12 protein-coding genes are annotated in these 17,110 nt (G+C 61.9%); 5 read left to right on the top strand and 7 right to left on the bottom strand.

Translation table 11 applies throughout. The features are described from left to right. Positions 1-138 precede the first annotated feature (138 nt). Complete coding sequence (gene rlmJ / locus CU110_RS15530) at positions 139-1,818, top strand: 23S rRNA (adenine(2030)-N(6))-methyltransferase RlmJ (protein ID WP_127736592.1); 1,680 nt, start codon at positions 139-141, stop codon at positions 1,816-1,818. Here the strand turns inward: rlmJ and CU110_RS15525 are convergent. The 6 genes from CU110_RS15525 to rpmH form a co-directional block, all read right to left on the bottom strand. Beyond that, positions 1,736-3,499 (bottom strand): ABC transporter transmembrane domain-containing protein, encoded by a 1,764-nt coding sequence (locus CU110_RS15525; protein ID WP_240665424.1) that lies wholly within the window; start codon positions 3,497-3,499, stop codon positions 1,736-1,738. The genes rlmJ and CU110_RS15525 overlap by 83 nt on opposite strands. Next, positions 3,496-5,271, bottom strand: a complete 1,776-nt coding sequence (locus tag CU110_RS15520) for an ABC transporter transmembrane domain-containing protein (protein ID WP_240499627.1) — start codon at positions 5,269-5,271, stop codon at positions 3,496-3,498. Before CU110_RS15520 ends, CU110_RS15525 begins: the two co-directional genes overlap by 4 nt. 259 nt (positions 5,272-5,530) lie before the next feature. Next, positions 5,531-6,949, bottom strand: a complete 1,419-nt coding sequence (mnmE, locus tag CU110_RS15515) for a tRNA uridine-5-carboxymethylaminomethyl(34) synthesis GTPase MnmE (RefSeq protein WP_084209553.1) — start codon at positions 6,947-6,949, stop codon at positions 5,531-5,533. 140 nt (positions 6,950-7,089) lie between these two features. Continuing rightward, a complete protein-coding gene (gene yidC, locus CU110_RS15510; RefSeq protein ID WP_077379744.1) occupies positions 7,090-8,754 on the bottom strand; it encodes a membrane protein insertase YidC in 1,665 nt (554 codons plus the stop codon). A gap of 119 nt (positions 8,755-8,873) precedes the next feature. Then, positions 8,874-9,263: a ribonuclease P protein component gene (gene rnpA / locus CU110_RS15505; protein ID WP_077379742.1), complete on the bottom strand. Its 390-nt coding sequence runs from the start codon at positions 9,261-9,263 to the stop codon at positions 8,874-8,876. 11 nt (positions 9,264-9,274) lie between these two features. Beyond that, a complete protein-coding gene (gene rpmH / locus CU110_RS15500; protein WP_043331656.1) occupies positions 9,275-9,409 on the bottom strand; it encodes a 50S ribosomal protein L34 in 135 nt (44 codons plus the stop codon). 356 nt (positions 9,410-9,765) lie between these two features. Here rpmH and dnaA point away from each other — a divergent pair, with 356 nt between their 5' ends. From dnaA to gyrB, 4 genes are all read left to right on the top strand, one after another. Beyond that, on the top strand, positions 9,766-11,253 hold the full coding sequence (dnaA, locus tag CU110_RS15495) for a chromosomal replication initiator protein DnaA (RefSeq protein WP_077379738.1): 1,488 nt from the start codon (positions 9,766-9,768) through the stop codon (positions 11,251-11,253). Positions 11,254-11,344: 91 nt separating this feature from the next. Beyond that, complete coding sequence (gene dnaN / locus CU110_RS15490; protein WP_084209551.1) at positions 11,345-12,448, top strand: DNA polymerase III subunit beta; 1,104 nt, start codon at positions 11,345-11,347, stop codon at positions 12,446-12,448. A gap of 86 nt (positions 12,449-12,534) precedes the next feature. After that, the gene (gene recF / locus CU110_RS15485) at positions 12,535-13,620 is read left to right on the top strand and encodes a DNA replication/repair protein RecF (protein ID WP_084209550.1); all 1,086 of its coding nucleotides are present in this window, start codon (positions 12,535-12,537) and stop codon (positions 13,618-13,620) included. Between the two features lie 19 nt (positions 13,621-13,639). Continuing rightward, entirely contained in the window at positions 13,640-16,057 is a 2,418-nt protein-coding gene (gyrB, locus tag CU110_RS15480; protein WP_084209549.1) for a DNA topoisomerase (ATP-hydrolyzing) subunit B, read from the top strand. On the opposite strand, the gene CU110_RS15475 is transcribed toward gyrB, so the two are convergent. Beyond that, positions 15,967-16,974, bottom strand: a complete 1,008-nt coding sequence (locus CU110_RS15475) for an alpha/beta fold hydrolase (RefSeq protein ID WP_164850392.1) — start codon at positions 16,972-16,974, stop codon at positions 15,967-15,969. The genes gyrB and CU110_RS15475 overlap by 91 nt on opposite strands. Positions 16,975-17,110: the final 136 nt, after the last annotated feature.

The raw sequence follows: 17,110 nt of genomic DNA, 5'->3' as shown, positions 1-17,110 counted from the left end.
CAGACAAGGCCTGCGCTTCGGCGTGGGCCTTGTCGTCTGTGAAGGACGGCTTTTGGGGTGACAAGTGACCATCTCTGCTATCCTTCAGCCCCTTCAGCGGTCTTATGCCGCTGACATCGCCGTATCAAGGAGGCGCATTTGCTCGCCTATCAGCACGCCTATCATGCCGGCAACTTCGCCGATCTCCACAAACACCTGCTGGCCAATACGCTCGCCGAGCATCTATTACGTAAAGAGTCGCCTGTTACGTTCATCGATACCCATGCCGGACGCGGCTGGTATCCCCTGGCGGCACGTGAAACAGAGCAATTGCGCGAGTATGAGCAGGGCGTGTTGCCAGTGTGGCAGGTGCGCGATCGCTGGCTGACGGACGCGGGCGAACCTGCCCCGGGTGCAACGGACAAGCCACTGGCACGCTGGTTGGCCAGGCTGGCCGACATGCAGCCCGAGAGTGGCAAGGGAGCGCCGTCCACGTTGAGCGTTTATCCCGGCTCGCCCTGGTGGTTGAGCCAGGCGTTGCGTCAGGGGGACAGGCTGCTGGCGTATGAACTGCATCCGGGTGAGATCTACCACTTCGACCAGGCGCCGGTGCAGCGTGACAGTCTTGGCAAGGTGATGCGCCGCCAGCAGGACGGGCTGTCTGGCCTGTTGGCAGCAGTGCCGGTCACCACGCCGCGTGTCGCGGTGCTGATCGACCCCAGTTACGAGCTCAAGAACGATTACCGTGATGTGGCGGATGTCGTGGTCGAGACGCTGCGCAAGTCTCGTCATGCCACCATCATGATCTGGTATCCGCTGCTGCCGGCCGGTCGTCAGCATGACCTGCTCGAGCGCCTCAAGAAGCAGTCGCCCGCGCCGATGTGGCGCAGCGAGCTGGTGATTGACTCGCCCGAGGGCGATCACGGCATGTATGGCTCTGGCATGCTGGTGATCAATCCTCCGTGGCAGTTCGATCGTCAGTTCTCTGATGCCATGCAGGAGGTGGTCGAGGTGCTCAAGGGCGCACTGCCGGCTCCGCAGTCCGTTGCCGTCGAGCACAAGGGCCTGTGGTGGTTGTCGGAAGAGGTCGCACGAGCGCGCAGCGAACCCAAGCCGATGCCGCGCGAGCGGTTGCTGGCGCTGCGCAAGCTCAACCAGAAGGTCAAGCGCGACGCCGACGTGGAAGTGACTCAGGCCAAGCCCAAGCGTGAGAAGCTCAAGCGCGGAGAAGGCTGGGCCAAGCCGCGCGTCCGCAATGACAGCGCGACGCCCAAGGCCAAGGGCAAGCGTCATTCCGCGACGGCCAAGCCGAAGACCAGCATCAAGGCGCAGATCAAGGACCAGGTGCATGGGCATTCCGCCCCCAGTGAGAAGCGGGTCAGCGAAAAGCCCGCCGAGCGCAAGTCGACGTCACGCCCCGAGCCGGCACAACCGCGTGGCAAGGGCGAGATGGCGGGCAAGGCTGCAGGCAAGGATTCTGCCAGCTGGAGCGACTGGTCTTCCAGCATGCCGGGCAAGGGGCGCCGTGAAGGCTCTACTCGCGTCAGCAAGCGCAGTACGCCGGCGATTGGCCGCGATGGTCAGGTCAATTCTTCCAGCACCACCAAGTTGCCCAGGAAGTATGCCGCCAGGCAGCGTCCTGAAGACACCAGCGACGTCGGCAAGCCGCTGGATGCCCGTGAGGCGCGTGCCCTGCGTGAGAAGCAGGAACACAATGCCATGAAGGGCAAGGCGACCAAGGGAAGCCCCGACAAGGTCAGTGGGGAATATCTTCCTGCCACAGGCGCTGGTAGAGGCCGGGCGTCGTCATCAATTCTTCGTGTGACCCCAGCTGCGTGACGCGCCCCTGTTCCAGCACCAGCAATCGATCTGCGTCCCGCACCGTGGCCAGACGATGTGCCACCACGATCAGGGTCACCTCGCCGCGCAACTCCTGCAGCGCCTGCTGCAGCAGCGCCTCGGTATGGCTGTCGATGCTGGCGGTGGCCTCATCCAGCAGCAGGACGTGTGGGGTGGCCACCAGAGCACGGCCGAGCGCCAGCAACTGCCGCTCCCCGGTGGAAAGGCTCAGGCCTCGCTCGCCCAGCAGCGTGTCGAGGCCCTCCGGCAGTCCGCGGATCAGCGGCGTCAGGTGTGCCTTGTCCAGCACCATGTCCAGCCGTGAATCGCTGATCTCGCGCCCCAGCAGCAGGTTGTCGCGCAATGTCGTGGCACGGATGAAGGGCTCCTGGGGAACGATGGCGATGGCCGCTGCGCGTTGGTGTGCTGACCACTCTCCCAGTGGCCGTCCATCCAGCCGGAGTTGCTCGCGGTGAGCCGGGCGCTGACCACTGAGCAGGTCGAGCAGGGTGGACTTGCCACTGCCGGTCGGGCCGACGACCCCCAGAAATTCACCACTTTCGATCGTGAGCGTGATGCCATCCAGCGCAGGGGCTTCTGCTCCCTGGTGCCAGTGGGTCAGATGCTCGAGCTGATAGTGACCACTCGCCAACGTCCCCGGCGCTTCCCCTTCCCGTGGAGTCTCCAGCACTTCTTCCAGACGTCCGGCGGCTACCAGCGCTGACTGGAAGACCTGCAGGCGTTGGGTAATCTCGATCAGCGGTTCGCTGATGCGCCCCAGCCAGGCGATGAAGGCATACAGCACGCCCAGCTCAGCGCCTCCGCCCAGTTCACGCAGCCCGAAGACCGCGACCAGTGTCAGCGTGATCAGCATGGCCATCAGGTCGATGGCGGAACGCAGCAACAGGCCCGAGACGCGTACCGTGCGCATGCGCGCTGAATATTGCGCGAGATTGAGGCGATGATAGCGCTCGCCGAAGCGCGTCGTCTGGTGGCTGGCCTGCAGGACACTCATCCCGCCGATCGCCTCGGCGATACGTGCATTCTGAAAGGCGCGCAGTCGGCGTACTTCACTGGCAGCACGACCGGAGAAACGCTGATAGAGCCAGATCAATCCGACGGAAAGCGGAATCAGTGCCATCGCGATGAGCGCGAGGGTGCCATCCATCAACGCCATGGCGGACAGTATGCCAATCAGCAGCACCACGTTGCCGACCAGCGTGGCCAGCACTCCGACATACAGCTCCTTCAGGGACTCGGTATCGTTGGTCACGCGTGCCACCAGTTCACCGGCCGCCAGAGTATCCAATGTCGTCAGTGGCTGATGGAGCAGGTGAGTGAAGACTCGCTCACGCAGATCGCGCACGCTGGCGAGCGCCAGGCGTGCGAAGCGCAGTTGCTGCAGATAGCGCCCGGCGGCTGCCCCACCCTGGGTGATCAGGTACAGACCCATCAGCCCTGCCAGCGCCTCGGGGGCCAGATTGCCGGGAATCAGGTGCTCATCCAGGTAACGCTGTGTCAGCCACGGGCCGAGGACGTCCAGCGCCGTGGCAACGATCAGGATCGACAGCGCGCGCAGGACATCCCCCAGGCGCTGCCTCAGCGGTTGCCACAGCAGTATCAGGCGACGACGGCTGAGCAAGCGTGATGCCACGGGAGCCTCGGATTGCGTGTGACTCATGAGCGCACTCCCTGCGGTGCATCGCTGTCCCGGTCTGCCTGCTGGGCCTGCCAGAGTCGCCAGTAGGCGCCACGCGCCTCGAGCAGCGTCTGGTGATTGCCCTGTTCGAGAATGCGCCCGTCCTCGAGGACCAGAATGCGCTGACAGCGCTGGACGGCTGACAGACGATGACTATTGATGATCAGCGTGCGCCGTCGTCCCTGGCGCTCAGAGTGTTGCAGACGTGCCAGCGTGGTCAGCAGGGTGCGCTCGGTGACCTGATCCACGGCGGACAGGGTGTCATCCAGCAGCAGGATGGGAGCCTCGGTGAGCAGACTGCGCGCCAGTGCCAAGCGTTGACGCTGACCGCCGGAGAGCGTGATGCCACGCTCGCCGATCATGGTATCGAGCCCGGCGGGAAGACGCGCGAGATCATTGTCGAAGGCGGCGGCGCTCAACGCCTGGTGTATCCGCGCATGGCTGGCCTCGGGACACGCGAGGGCGACATTGTCGGCCACCGAGAGCGCAAACAGGAAGGGATCCTGCGGGACGAGCGAGAACTGGCCACGCCATGCGCGAAGTGTGTACTCACTTGCGGGGTGACCTCCCAGTGTCAGCGTTCCCTGGTCGTCTGACAGCGGCCAGCTGCGAGACAGCAGGCGCAGCAGCGTGGACTTGCCGCTGCCGGTCGCACCGACGATTCCCAGGCTTTCCCCTGCCGCCACCTCAAGCGAGATCGGTCCAAGAGCACGCTGCTGGCTTCCAGGGTAGAGGAATTCCTTGATCTCAAGGCGGAGTGAGTGGTCGCTCACCTCATCCCGTGTGCCGGTATCCTGCAGCGCTTCCGGGGCCGCATGGAAGATGGCCAGGCGACGAGCGGCCGCCGCACCACGCTGCAGGATGTTCAGGCACCAGCCGAGCGCGAACATCGGCCAGATCAACTGGGCGAGATAGAGCGAGAAGCTGGTCAGTTGTCCAAGCGTGATGGCCTCCTGGAGATAGCGCCAGCTGCCGATGCCCAGCGTCAACAAGGTGGCCATCGAGAGCGAGAGAAACACCACGGGGCTGAAGGCGGCCTCGAGTGTCTGGACGCGATAATCCACGCGTTCGGCGGCCGCGGCGCGTTTCGAGAAGGCGCGGGCTTCGTCATCGAGCAGCGCATGACTCCTGAGCATGCGAATGCCGGCGAAGGCTTCCTGGGTCTGGTCGTTGAGGTCCGAGAAGCGTTCCAGCGATTCGCGAAAACGCAGTCCGATACGTCGGGAGATTCGGGCAAAGGCCCAGGCCATGAAGGGGAACGGCAGCAAGGCAAGCAATGTCAGCGGCACATCGATCGCGAACAGCATGATGCCCAGCACCAGTACGAAGGTCATGGCGCCATCGACGCTGGACAGCACACCTTCTGCGGCGGCCATCTCCACGGCATCGATGTCCTGACTGGCGTGCGCCATCAGGTCTCCGGTGCGATGACGCTGATAGAAGCCGGGGTCCAGGCGTGTCAGCTTGGCGTGAAAGGCATCACGCTGCTCCGTCCCCAGCCGATAGGCGGTCCCGAACAGCGCCACGCGCCAGGCATAGCGCAGGGCGTAGAGCGCGAGGCCCGCTGCCACCAGCCACCACAGGCGGGTCAGCAGGGCATCATGATCCAGACTGCCATCACGCAGGGCATCGATGGTGGCGCCGATGGCCCACGGCAGCAGCAGATTCAGCCCCGCGACCCCGATCAGGAACGCGATGGCCAGCAGGTAGCGGGGCCAGTGGCGGGTGAAGAAATCGAGCAGCAGATGTCGCAATGGGGCCTCGGGAAGAGGCCCTGTGCTCAGCTCGGCGGCGGGGTTCGGCGGGAGTGAGGTGCTGGAGTCACGGGACTCGCGATGGGAATCCTGCGGCCTGTTCGATGTTGCGCGTCCCGCCATGTCGACTCCCTGTCTGCCCCTGCCCATCTTCGCCACTCGGAGATGTTCGGCAGAGGCAGTATAACGAGAGTCTGTCCGCCAGACGCAAGCGCTGGCGGCGGGAGGCTTTCGGGAGGAGAAGGTCAGTCCGGCGGGATCACTTGCCGATGCAGAAGCTGCCGAAGATTTCCCCGAGCAGATCATCGGCCGAGAATTCACCGGTGATCTCGGACAGCGCCATCTGGGCAGCACGCAGGTCTTCGGCCAGCAGCTCCCCCGCCGCGGCGCCAAGCAGCTGGGCCTCACCGTTGTCGAGAGACTCGCCGGCACGCTCCAGCGCATCCAGGTGACGGCGGCGGGCGCTGAAGCGACCTTCGGCCGTGCCGGTGAAGCCCATGATGTCCTTGAGGTGATCACGCAAGGCATCCAGGCCCTGATTGTCGCGCGCCGAGATGCGCACCACGCTGGCCTGATGACGTGCCTGCTCGGCATCGCCATCCTCGATGGCAGTGACGTTGGTCAACCCGGGCGTCTCGCCGCTGGTGTCGATCTTGTTGCGGACCAGCGTCAGGCGTGACGGATCCGGCAGGCGTGCGACGAATTCCGGCCAGATCTCCATCGGGTCGGTGGCTGGCGTGGTCGCGGCATCGACCAGCAACAGGACGCGATCCGCCTTCTCGATCTCGTCCCAGGCGCGCTGCACGCCGATGCGCTCGACGGCATCCGGGGTGTCTCGCAGGCCGGCGGTATCGATGACATGCAGTGGCATGCCATCGAGGTGGATGTGCTCACGCAGCACGTCGCGCGTGGTGCCTTCGATGTCGGTGACGATGGCGGTGTCCTGCTCGGTCAGCGCATTGAGCAGGCTCGACTTGCCGGCATTGGGGCGGCCGGCGATCACCACCGTCATGCCCTCGCGCATCAGGGCACCTTGGTTGGCGGCGGCGCGCACGCCCATCAGCTCGGCCTTGACCTCATTGAGACGCGCCGCGACATGCCCGTCGGCCAGGAAGTCGATTTCCTCTTCCGGGAAATCGATGGCGGCCTCGACGTAGATGCGCAGCTCGATCAGGCGCTGTACCAGCGCACTGACACGCGTCGAGAACTCGCCCTTGAGCGAACGCAGCGCATTCTCGGCCGCCGCGCGTGAGCTGGCATCGATCAGGTCGGCGATGGCTTCGGCCTGGGCGAGATCCAGCTTGTCGTTCAGGAAGGCACGCTCACTGAACTCACCGGGGCGTGCCAGGCGTGCGCCCAGCTGCACGCAGCGCTCCAGCAGCAGATCCATGATCACCGGGCCACCATGCCCCTGCAGTTCCAGCACATCCTCGCCGGTGAAGGAATTCGGGCCCTTGAAGTAGAGCGCGATGCCTTCGTCGAGGGCGATGGGGTTGCCCTGGGTGTCCAGTCCCATGAACGGGCCATAGTGGGCATGACGCGGCGGGGGGCACTGGCCCAGCATGGCCTGGGCGATGGCCTGGCAGGCCGGCCCGGAGACACGGATGATGCCGACGCCACCACGGCCGGGCGGAGTGGCCAGTGCCGCGATGGAGTCAGGCTGGTAGGCGGTAGACATGCAGAAACCTCGGGCACGAAGCCGGAATGAAGGTGTAGGGGATGGGCGCTATTGTCGCGGCTGACGCCCCGCGACAGCAAGCGAGGCCCCGCCAGAGGCGAGGGTCGTGGGTGAGTCATGTCAGGCGAACCTGAAAGGCATCATGCGCCTTTCTTGGTCGGCTCGGCATTCTCGATCTGACGGGTGATGACGTACTGCTGAGCGATCGACAGCGTGTTGTTGACGATCCAGTACAGCACCAGACCTGCCGGGAACCACAGGAAGAAGAAGGTGAAGACGATGGGCAGCATCTTCATGATCTTCGCCTGGGTGGGGTCCGGAGGCGTCGGGTTCAGCAGCTGCTGGATGAACATCGTGAGACCCATGACGATGGGCAGGATGAACAGCGGATCCTTCACGGAAAGATCCTGAATCCACAGCATGAACGGTGCGTGACGCAGTTCGACGGACTCCATCAGCATCCAGTAAAGGGCGATGAAGACCGGCATCTGGATCACGATCGGCAGACAGCCGCCCAGCGGATTGATCTTCTCCGTCTGGTAGAACTTCATCATCTCCTGGGAGACCTTCTGGCGGTCGCTGCCGTACTTCTCCTTGATGCGCTGCATCTCGGGGCCCATCTTGCGCATCTTGGCCATCGAGCGGTATGCGGTCGCGGACAGCGGGAACAGCACGACCTTCACCAGCACGGTCAGCAGGATGATGGAGGCACCCCAGTTGCCGACCAGCGCGTGGATGTGCTCCAGCAGCCAGAACAGCGGATTGGCCAGGAACCACAGCCAACCGAAGTCGACCACCAGTTCCAGATAGGGCGCGGTCGCTTCCAGCTGGTCCTGATCCTTCGGTCCGACGTACAGGGTGGCACCGAGCTCAGCCTGCTGACCGGCCGCGACCTGAGTGGTCGGGCTGGCGAAGGCCGCCACGTTGCGGTTCTGCTTGTCGACGCTGGTGTAGTACAGATTCTTCTGATTGTCAGCCGGCACCCAAGCAGACACGAAGTAGTGCTGGATCATGGAGACCCAGCCACCCTGGATGTCGACATTCTTGAAGCTGCCGTCCTGGATATCTTCGAAATCCACCTTCTGGTAGTGGTTCTCTTCTGACGAGAAGGCCGCACCCAGATAGGACTTCATGCCCATGCCGCCACCGGTGGACGGGTCGGCACTGTTGTCGCGAGCCAGCTGACCGATGAAGCGTGCACCGACCGGCTGCTGGGACTGGTTGTCCAGCAGATAGTCAACCTTGAGCTGGTAGCTGTCCTTGCTGACGGTGAAGCGCTTGATGATCGCGACGCCGTTGACGTCGGCCTTCAGATCCACCTGCAGGCTATCGTCATTCTCGCCCATGAGGTAGCTGTTGCTATCGGCGGAGAAGGCGATACGTCCCTTGTGACCATCCAGCTGCAGGCCGGACTTGGCCACGTAGCTGCGTGACTGATTGTCAGACAGCAGGACGAAGGGAGCTTCAGAGGTGTTGTTCTGCTTGTGCTCGAGCAGGGCGGCATAGACGACGTCGCCACCCTGCGGGTCGATACGCAGGTCCAGCACATCGCTCTTGACTTCGATCAGGCTGTTGCTCGGAGTACTGGTCGCACTGTCCGGCGTTGCAAGACCGGTATCGCCGCTGGAAGCATTGCTGCTGCTCGGAGCCTCAAGGCCCTGGGCAGTGGCGTTGGCAGCCTGAGAGGCCACCTGGGGAGCCTGTGTCTCTGCAGCGGGCTGGTCGTAATCCTTGTTCCACTGGACGACCAGCAGATAGGCGACAACCGCAAGCGGAATCACGAGGAGTAATCGTTTGACATCCATTGTGTATACCCGGTGGAGGGTGAATCAATCTGGCGGGGAGTCAGATGAGTCCGGGTACGAACGGTGGGGCGCATAACGAAAAAAACGCCACATGCCGGACGCACCGGAGAGGTGTCGCGTCAGGCAGGTGGCGTTGACTTGGCCGCTTTCAGACGTCTGGCATCCTTCTCCAGACGAGCCCACATGCCGTCAAGCTGGCGATGCAGTGTCTCGTTGTCCAGCTCGTTCACACCTCGCTTGGCCAATACGACGATGTCGACGGCCGGAAGGCGATGCTGGCGGAGGCGAATGGATTCGCGTGTCAGACGTTTGAGGCGGTTGCGATCTACGGCACGGCGCACGTTCTTCTTGCTGAACACCAACCCCAGGCGGGCATGTCCCAGGTCGTTCGGACACGCCAGAGCCAGAAGCCCCTTGCCGTGTACCTTGAGGGTGGTGTGATCGAAGACGTGCCGGTAATCCCCGGCAGTCAGCAAGCGAAGCTGCCGGGGAAATCCCTGACGGGACATCCGGGCCTCGATCAGGCGCTCAGACGCTTACGGCCTTTCGCACGACGACGCTGGATGACCTCACGGCCACCTTTGGTCGCCATACGAGCACGGAAACCGTGTGTGCGCTTGCGCTTCAGGACGCTCGGCTGAAATGTGCGTTTCATAGCTGCTTCTTCCCACGTGGTTGTTTGGAAAAGGTCAACGAATGTTGCCCTGTATCCACATGAGGACAGGGCAGATTGGTCAGGGGCAGGGATTCTAGTGAATCTGCAAGTCGCTTGCAATGTCGCGTGAGAAGTTGTCCACAGCCGTTTCCCGACATTTCACTGCTGATTCGTGCCACGCCGCCCGTCAGCTGGCGTTTCTCACGGCTATCGAGCCAGCCACGGAGCACGTGTGCAGGGCCAAAAAAATCCATACCCAGGTTGTCCACAGTGGATTTCCCTGCCGATGTCGTGTGGATAACTCGTGGCTTGGCCTATACAATGGCCGCCCCTTTGATCACTGGATGTGAGGTCGCGTGTCGCTCGCACTTTGGCAACAATGTCTTGACGCCCTGCAAGACGAGCTGAATTCACAGCAGTTCAACACCTGGGTTCGTCCCTTGCAGGCTGAGGAAGGTGACGGCGGAGAGCTGTGCCTGCTCGCCCCCAATCGCTTCGTACGCGACTGGGTCAATGACAAGTACCTCAAGCGGATTCATGAGCTTTTGCGTGAGCTTGCTCCGGGCAAACCGCCCAAGGTCGAGCTCAGCGTGGGAAGCCGCCGCACGGTCTCCAATCCGCGGCCAGAGGGGGCATCGACTTCATCGGTGTCCGCTCAGGCCCCTGCGCCCGGCCAGATGCCGAGCCCGCGTGCGCCGTCAGTGCATACGCCCCCGCGTGGCAATTACGCAGAAGAGCGTGAGATGGCGGGTGACGGTGCGCAGGAGGCGGCACCGCGTCGCAATGCGCGGCAGGTGCAGGTAGAAGGCAGCCTCAAGCATTCCAGTGGCTTGAATCCGAATTTCACCTTCGAAACCTTCGTCGAAGGCAAGTCCAACCAGCTGGCACGTGCCGCCTCCCGTCAGGTCTCTGAGAACCCGGGTGGCGCCTACAACCCGCTGTTCCTCTATGGTGGCGTCGGTCTGGGCAAGACCCACCTGATGCATGCGGTGGGCAACCATCTGGCCAAGCAGGGTGGCGAGAATGCCAAGGTGGTCTATCTGCACTCCGAGCGCTTCGTGGCTGACATGGTCAAGGCGCTGCAGCTCAATGCCATCAATGACTTCAAGCGTTTCTACCGCTCGGTGGATGCGCTGCTGATCGATGACATCCAGTTCTTTGCCGGCAAGGAGCGTTCTCAGGAAGAGTTCTTCCATACCTTCAATGCCTTGCTGGAAGGGGGACAGCAGATGATCCTGACCTCGGATCGCTATCCGAAGGAGATCAATGGTGTCGAAGAGCGCCTGAAGTCCCGCTTCGGTTGGGGGCTGACAGTGGCCATCGAGCCGCCGGAGCTTGAGACTCGTGTCGCGATCCTGATGAAGAAGGCGGACCAGGCGAAGGTCGACCTGCCTCATGATGCGGCCTTCTTCATTGCCCAGAAGATCCGTTCCAACGTGCGTGAGCTCGAGGGTGCCCTGAAAAAGGTCATCGCGGACTCCCATTTCATGGGACGTGCGATCAACCAGGACTTCATCCGTGAATCCCTGAAGGATCTGCTGGCATTGCAGGACAAGCAGGTGGGTGTGGACAATATCCAGCGCACCGTGGCCGAGTATTACAAGATCAAGATTTCCGATCTGCATTCCAAGCGTCGCTCGCGCTCGGTGGCACGTCCGCGTCAGGTCGCCATGGCACTTGCCAAGGAGCTGACCAATCACAGCTTGCCGGAAATCGGCGATGCCTTCGGTGGACGCGACCACACGACAGTGCTGCATGCCTGCCGCAAGGTGGCCTCACTGCGCGAAGAGAACGCCGACATTCGCGAAGACTACAAGAATCTGCTGCGTCTTCTGACCAGCTGATTCAGTTGCCACGCAGCGCCGAGAGGGTGAGGTCAACCTGTCCGGCGCTTAGTGCACCGGGCTTCTCCCGTTTCCAGAGAGTGGAGTCTCCATGAAATTTGCCATTTCGCGTGAAGCCCTGCTGCGCCCGCTGTCCCTGGTGGCGGGTGTGGTCGAGCGTCGTCAAACCCTGCCGGTGCTGTCCAACGTGTTGCTGGAGGTGTCTGATCAGCAACTGTCATTGACGGGGACCGACCTGGAGGTCGAGCTGATCGGGCGTGTCGAGCCCAGCCGTGTCGATGAGCCGGGTTCCGCGACGGTACCAGCGCGCAAGTTGATGGATATCTGCAAGTCGCTGCCGGAAGGCAGCGAGATCATCCTGGCGCTCGAGGAAGGCCGTGCCATCCTGCGCAGTGGTCGTTCACGCTTCACGCTCTCGACGCTGCCGGTCGCGGAATTCCCCAACATCGATGATGGTCAGGGTGATATCACCATCAGCCTGCCGCGCGGCACGCTCAAGCATCTGATCGATGCCACTTCCTTTGCCATGGCGCAGCAGGATGTCCGTTATTATCTCAACGGCATGCTGCTGGAACTGACCAGCAATCTGGTGCGCACCGTGGCCACTGATGGACACCGCCTGGCGGTATGTGAGCAGGCCGCTGACATCAGTGTTGCCGAGTCCCAGAAGCTGATCATTCCCCGCAAGGGCATTCTGGAACTGACGCGTCTGCTGGACGGCAGCAATGAGCTGCTGACGCTCACCGTCAGCGGGACTCACGTCCGGGCGCAGACCGGCGACTTCACCTTCACTTCCAAGCTGGTGGACGGCAAGTTCCCGGATTACGAGCGTGTCGTGCCGCGTGGCGGTGACAAGGTCATCGTGGCGGAGCGTGCCGAGCTGCGGCAGGTACTGTCACGTACCGCGATTCTTTCCAACGAGAAGTATCGTGGTGTCCGCCTGTACCTGGAGGCCGGCAATCTGCGCGTGCTGGCCAACAACCCGGAGCAGGAAGAAGCCGAAGAGAACATCGCACTGGATTATCAAGGCGGTGGTCTGGAGATCGGCTTCAATGTCGGCTATCTGATCGACGTTCTGGGCGTGCTGGATTCGGATCGTGTCCAGTTGACGCTTTCCGATGCCAACAGCTCTGCGCTGCTGGAAGAGCCGGGCGGCGGTGATGCGCGTTACGTAGTCATGCCGATGCGTCTGTAATAGTGTAAAGTCGTTAAAAATCATGTGCTTGATTCGTAATTATCGCAAAGTCTTCGTCGTCTTCATTTGTCCTGACTGAGGTCGCCATGGCGCTTGAACGTCTGCAATTCCAGAACCTGCGTAACCTTGCGCCTGTCGATATCGCGCCGGGTCCGAGGGTCAACCTGGTGAGCGGCGCCAACGGCAGCGGGAAATCGAGCCTGCTGGAAGGTGTGCATGTGCTGGGACTGGCACGTTCCTTCCGCACCCACAAGCTGAAGCATGCCATCGCGCACGATATGCCCGGCATGACGCTGTTCGGTCGGTTGGCAGGGGATCCCCCTCGCCCGCTGGGAGTGCGCCGTGAGCAGGCTGCAGATGGCCTCGAGATGCGACTGGATGGAGAGAAGGTCGAGCGTGTGGCGCAGCTGGCGCAGGCGCTTCCCTTGCAGCTGATCAATCCGGATGCATTCCGGCTGCTGGAAGGCTCGCCATCGGCACGCCGCGAGTTTCTCGATTGGGGCGTGTTTCACGTGAAACATGATTTCTTCGATGTCTGGCAGCGGGTTCGCCGTGCGCTCAAACATCGGAACGCGCTACTCAGACATGGTAAGATGGACGTTCAGGCATTGAACGTCTGGGATCGTGAGTTTGCTCATTGGAGTGAGCGTCTCGATGCCCTGCGCATGGAATATATGCAAGCGCTGGCCCCCCTGTTTCAGGCAACTCTCGCTGAGCTGATCGAGCTGCCGGATCTCAGTCTGCGTTATCAACGTGGCTGGGATGCGAAGCGCTCTCTAGGAGAGGTGCTGGCAGCAGGGCGTGACAGCGATAGCCACATGGGGTTTACCCAGACCGGACCGCAGCGCGCTGATCTACGCATTCGTCTCGGGCGCCGCCCTGCGGTAGAGGTGCTGTCCCGTGGCCAGCAGAAATTGGTCGTCAGCGCACTCAAGCTGGCTCAAGGGCGGTTGCTTGAGGAAATGAACGGACGTACCTGTGTTTATCTGATCGACGACCTGCCGGCAGAACTGGATGGCGAACATCGCCGACTCTTCTGCCAGTTGCTGGCCAGCCTCGAGTGTCAGGTCTTCGTGACCTGTGTCGAACCCGAAGCATTGGATCGGGTCTGGCTGCCGGGCACGGATGTCAGAATGTTTCACGTGGAACACGGGCGACTGCACACGGAATGACTTCACGACGGAGAAGCCAATGAGCGAACAGGCTTACGACTCATCGAGCATCAAGGTCCTCAAGGGCCTGGATGCCGTACGCAAGCGCCCCGGGATGTACATCGGCGATACCGATGATGGCACGGGGCTGCATCACATGGTGTTCGAGCTGGTGGATAATTCCATCGACGAGGCGCTGGCAGGGCACTGTAGCGAAGTCCGCGTGGTCATCCACGCCGATGAGTCGGTCTCCGTCAGCGACAACGGCCGTGGCGTGCCGACCGAGATTCATGAGGAAGAGGGCGTCAGCGCAGCTGAGGTCATCATGACGGTGCTGCACGCTGGTGGTAAGTTCGATGACAATTCCTACAAGGTCTCCGGCGGCCTGCATGGCGTTGGCGTATCCGTCGTCAACGCGCTGTCCGAAGAGCTGAAGCTGACCATCTGGCGTCAGGGCAAGGTCCATGAGCAGATCTATCGTCACGGCGTGCCAGAGGCCCCGTTGGCAGTGGTCGGCAACACCGAGAAGTCCGGCACCCTGGTGCGCTTCAAGCCCTCACCGCTGACGTTCGGCAACATCGCGTTTCACTACGAGATTCTGGCCAAGCGTCTGCGGGAACTCTCCTTCCTGAATTCAGGTGTGGCGATTCGTCTGATCGACGAGCGTAGCGGCAAGGAAGAGCTCTTCCACTATGAGGGCGGTCTCAAGGCGTTCGTGGATCATCTCAACACCAACAAGGCAGCCTTGAATCCGGTGTTCCATTTTGAAATGGAGCGCGAGGACGGTATCGGTGTCGAGGTGGCGATGCAGTGGAATGATGCTTTCTCCGAGAACATCTTCTGCTACACCAACAATATCCCTCAGCGGGATGGCGGAACTCACCTGGCGGGCTTCCGTGCAGCCTTGACCCGTACCCTCAACAGCTACATCGAGGCGGAAGGGCTGCTCAAGAAGTCCAAGGTCGGCACCACCGGGGATGATGCCCGTGAAGGCCTGACCGCGATCATCTCGGTCAAGGTGCCGGATCCGAAGTTCTCCTCGCAGACCAAGGACAAGCTGGTGTCCTCCGAGGTCAAGACAGCGGTCGAGCAGGAAATGGGCCGTCTGTTCTCCGAGTACCTGATCGAGAAGCCCAACGAAGCCAAGGCCATCGTCAACAAGATGCTGGATGCGGCACGTGCGCGTGAAGCGGCCCGCAAGGCGCGTGACATGACGCGTCGCAAGGGCGCACTGGATATCGCGGGGCTGCCGGGCAAGCTGGCTGATTGCCAGGAGAAGGACCCGAGTCTTTCCGAACTGTATCTGGTCGAGGGTGATTCTGCCGGCGGTTCCGCCAAGCAGGGTCGTGATCGTCGTACCCAGGCGATCCTGCCGCTGAAGGGCAAGATCCTCAACGTCGAGAAGGCGCGCTTCGACAAGATGCTGTCATCTGCAGAAGTCGGCACGCTGATCACGGCGCTGGGCTGCGGTATTGGTCGGGAGGAGTTCAATCCTGACAAGCTGCGTTACCACTCCGTGATCATCATGACGGATGCTGACGTCGATGGTTCGCACATTCGTACGCTGCTGTTGACCTTCTTCTTCCGTCAGATGCCGGAGCTGATCGAGCGTGGTCATATCTTCATCGCGCAGCCACCGCTCTACAAGATCAAGCGTGGCAAGCACGAGCAGTATCTGAAGGATGAGCAGGCGCTTCAGGATTACCTGACAGCCACGGCGCTGGACGGCGGCAAGCTGCACGTCAATGCCGATGCGCCGGGTATCGCTGGCGCTCAGCTCGAAGCACTGGTCAATCAGTATCGCGGCGTGATGAAGCGTATCGATCGTCTGGCGCGCGTCTATCCGTCTGCCGTGCTGCGCAAGATCGTGCATGCCCCGCATCTGGATGAGTCGGCACTGAAGGATGAAGCCATGGTGCAGGGCTGGATCGATGGTCTCCAGAAGGAAATGGATGATCTGATCGCCTATGAGGGCGGCCCGCACTACAGCTTCAGCCTCAGCCATGACAGTGAGCGTAACCTCTATCTGCCGGCAGTCACACTGACGGCGCACGGTGTCAGCAGTGACTATCTGTGGGACGTCGATTTCTTCAAGTCCGCGGACTACCGTGAGATCAGCGAGCTGGGCTCCATGCTGGAAGGCTTGCTGGAGGCGGGCAGCTATGTCTCACGCGGTGAGCGCAAGAAGGAGGTCGTCACCTTCTACGAGGCACTTGACTGGCTGATGAAGGAAGCGGCGCGTGGCTTCAGCATCCAGCGCTACAAGGGGCTGGGAGAAATGAATCCGGACCAGCTGTGGGAAACCACCATGGATCCGGAATCACGCCGCATGCTGCGTGTGACGGTCGAAGACGCGATCGGTGCCGATCAGATGTTCAACACCCTGATGGGAGATGAGGTCGAGCCGCGTCGTGACTTTATCGAGCGCTTCGCCCTGGTGGCCAATCTCGACGTCTGATGTCGTGTCAGCCATTCAGCGATACGCTCTGCCGTGACGGTTGCCGTCGCCAGCCCCAGATGATCCACGTCCTCGAGTATCGTGACGTGCGCGGCGGGATGTTGCGGCTGCAGGCATTCCTCGAGTCGGTCGGCGTGAAACGCCTCATCCTGATCACCGATCAATGCCAGCAAGGGCACGTGATGCCGTGACAGAGTCTCGAGATCTCGTTGGTAATGGCGTGGATTGAGGCCTGTCATCAAGCGCCAGGAGTAAGCGCTCGTGGTGTTGGCATCGCGATATTCAGCGGGAATGTTGAAGGTGACTACCTCGAGATGATCCAGGCGATGGATGGACAGCTTGTTCAAGAGCATGCATGTCAGCATGCGTGCTATCCGCGGTTGTGCCCAGCGGGAATCGCGACGCATGTTGGGAGCGAGGTGATCCAGATAGGGAGCCAGCAGAATGAGGCCAGCCAACGGGATGCCGGCAAGCCCGTGTTCCAGAGCGGATGCCGCGAAACGCAGTGCCAGGCCGCCTCCCGCAGAGTGCCCGGCGATCCACAAGCTGGCGTCGGCGGGGAGATCCAGTGAGCGGATCAGATCTTCAAGATCCTCCTCGAGCTGCAGCGGGTGATCGATATCGCCGCGCCGGGCAGGCGTCGGGCCATGGCCACGCAAGTCAGGCGTGTGGACGTGATACCCCTCAGTGGCCAGATGCGTTGCCAGTGAGGCGAGGTAGCGACTGTCAGCACTGGAACCATGCAGCAGGATGAGGTGTGTCGTGCTCGCTGGAATCCGCGTCGGGTGGTAGTGACGACAGCCCAGGCTGCTGCCATCGCGACAGCGGTAGGGGACGAGTTCATTCGGTGCTGACCACGCTTCCTTGTCTGCCAGGAAAGTCGTGAAATCAAAGGCATGGCTGTTGGAATCGGGCATTCGCGTCACTCGCTCGGGATGTTGCGGCATGAAAAAAGCCCGCTATCTGATCAGGTCAGATAGCGGGCTTTTTCGTTCAAGGACCCGGCGCACTCGACAGGCTGATCAAGTCCGGTGCCTCAAGGCTTGGTATCTC

The sequence above is a fragment of the Cobetia sp. ICG0124 genome (assembly GCF_004006355.1).
Taxonomy (GTDB): domain Bacteria; phylum Pseudomonadota; class Gammaproteobacteria; order Pseudomonadales; family Halomonadaceae; genus Cobetia; species Cobetia marina.
The sequence above is the reverse complement of the archived record's forward strand: the minus strand, read 5'-3'. Positions and strand labels throughout refer to the sequence as shown.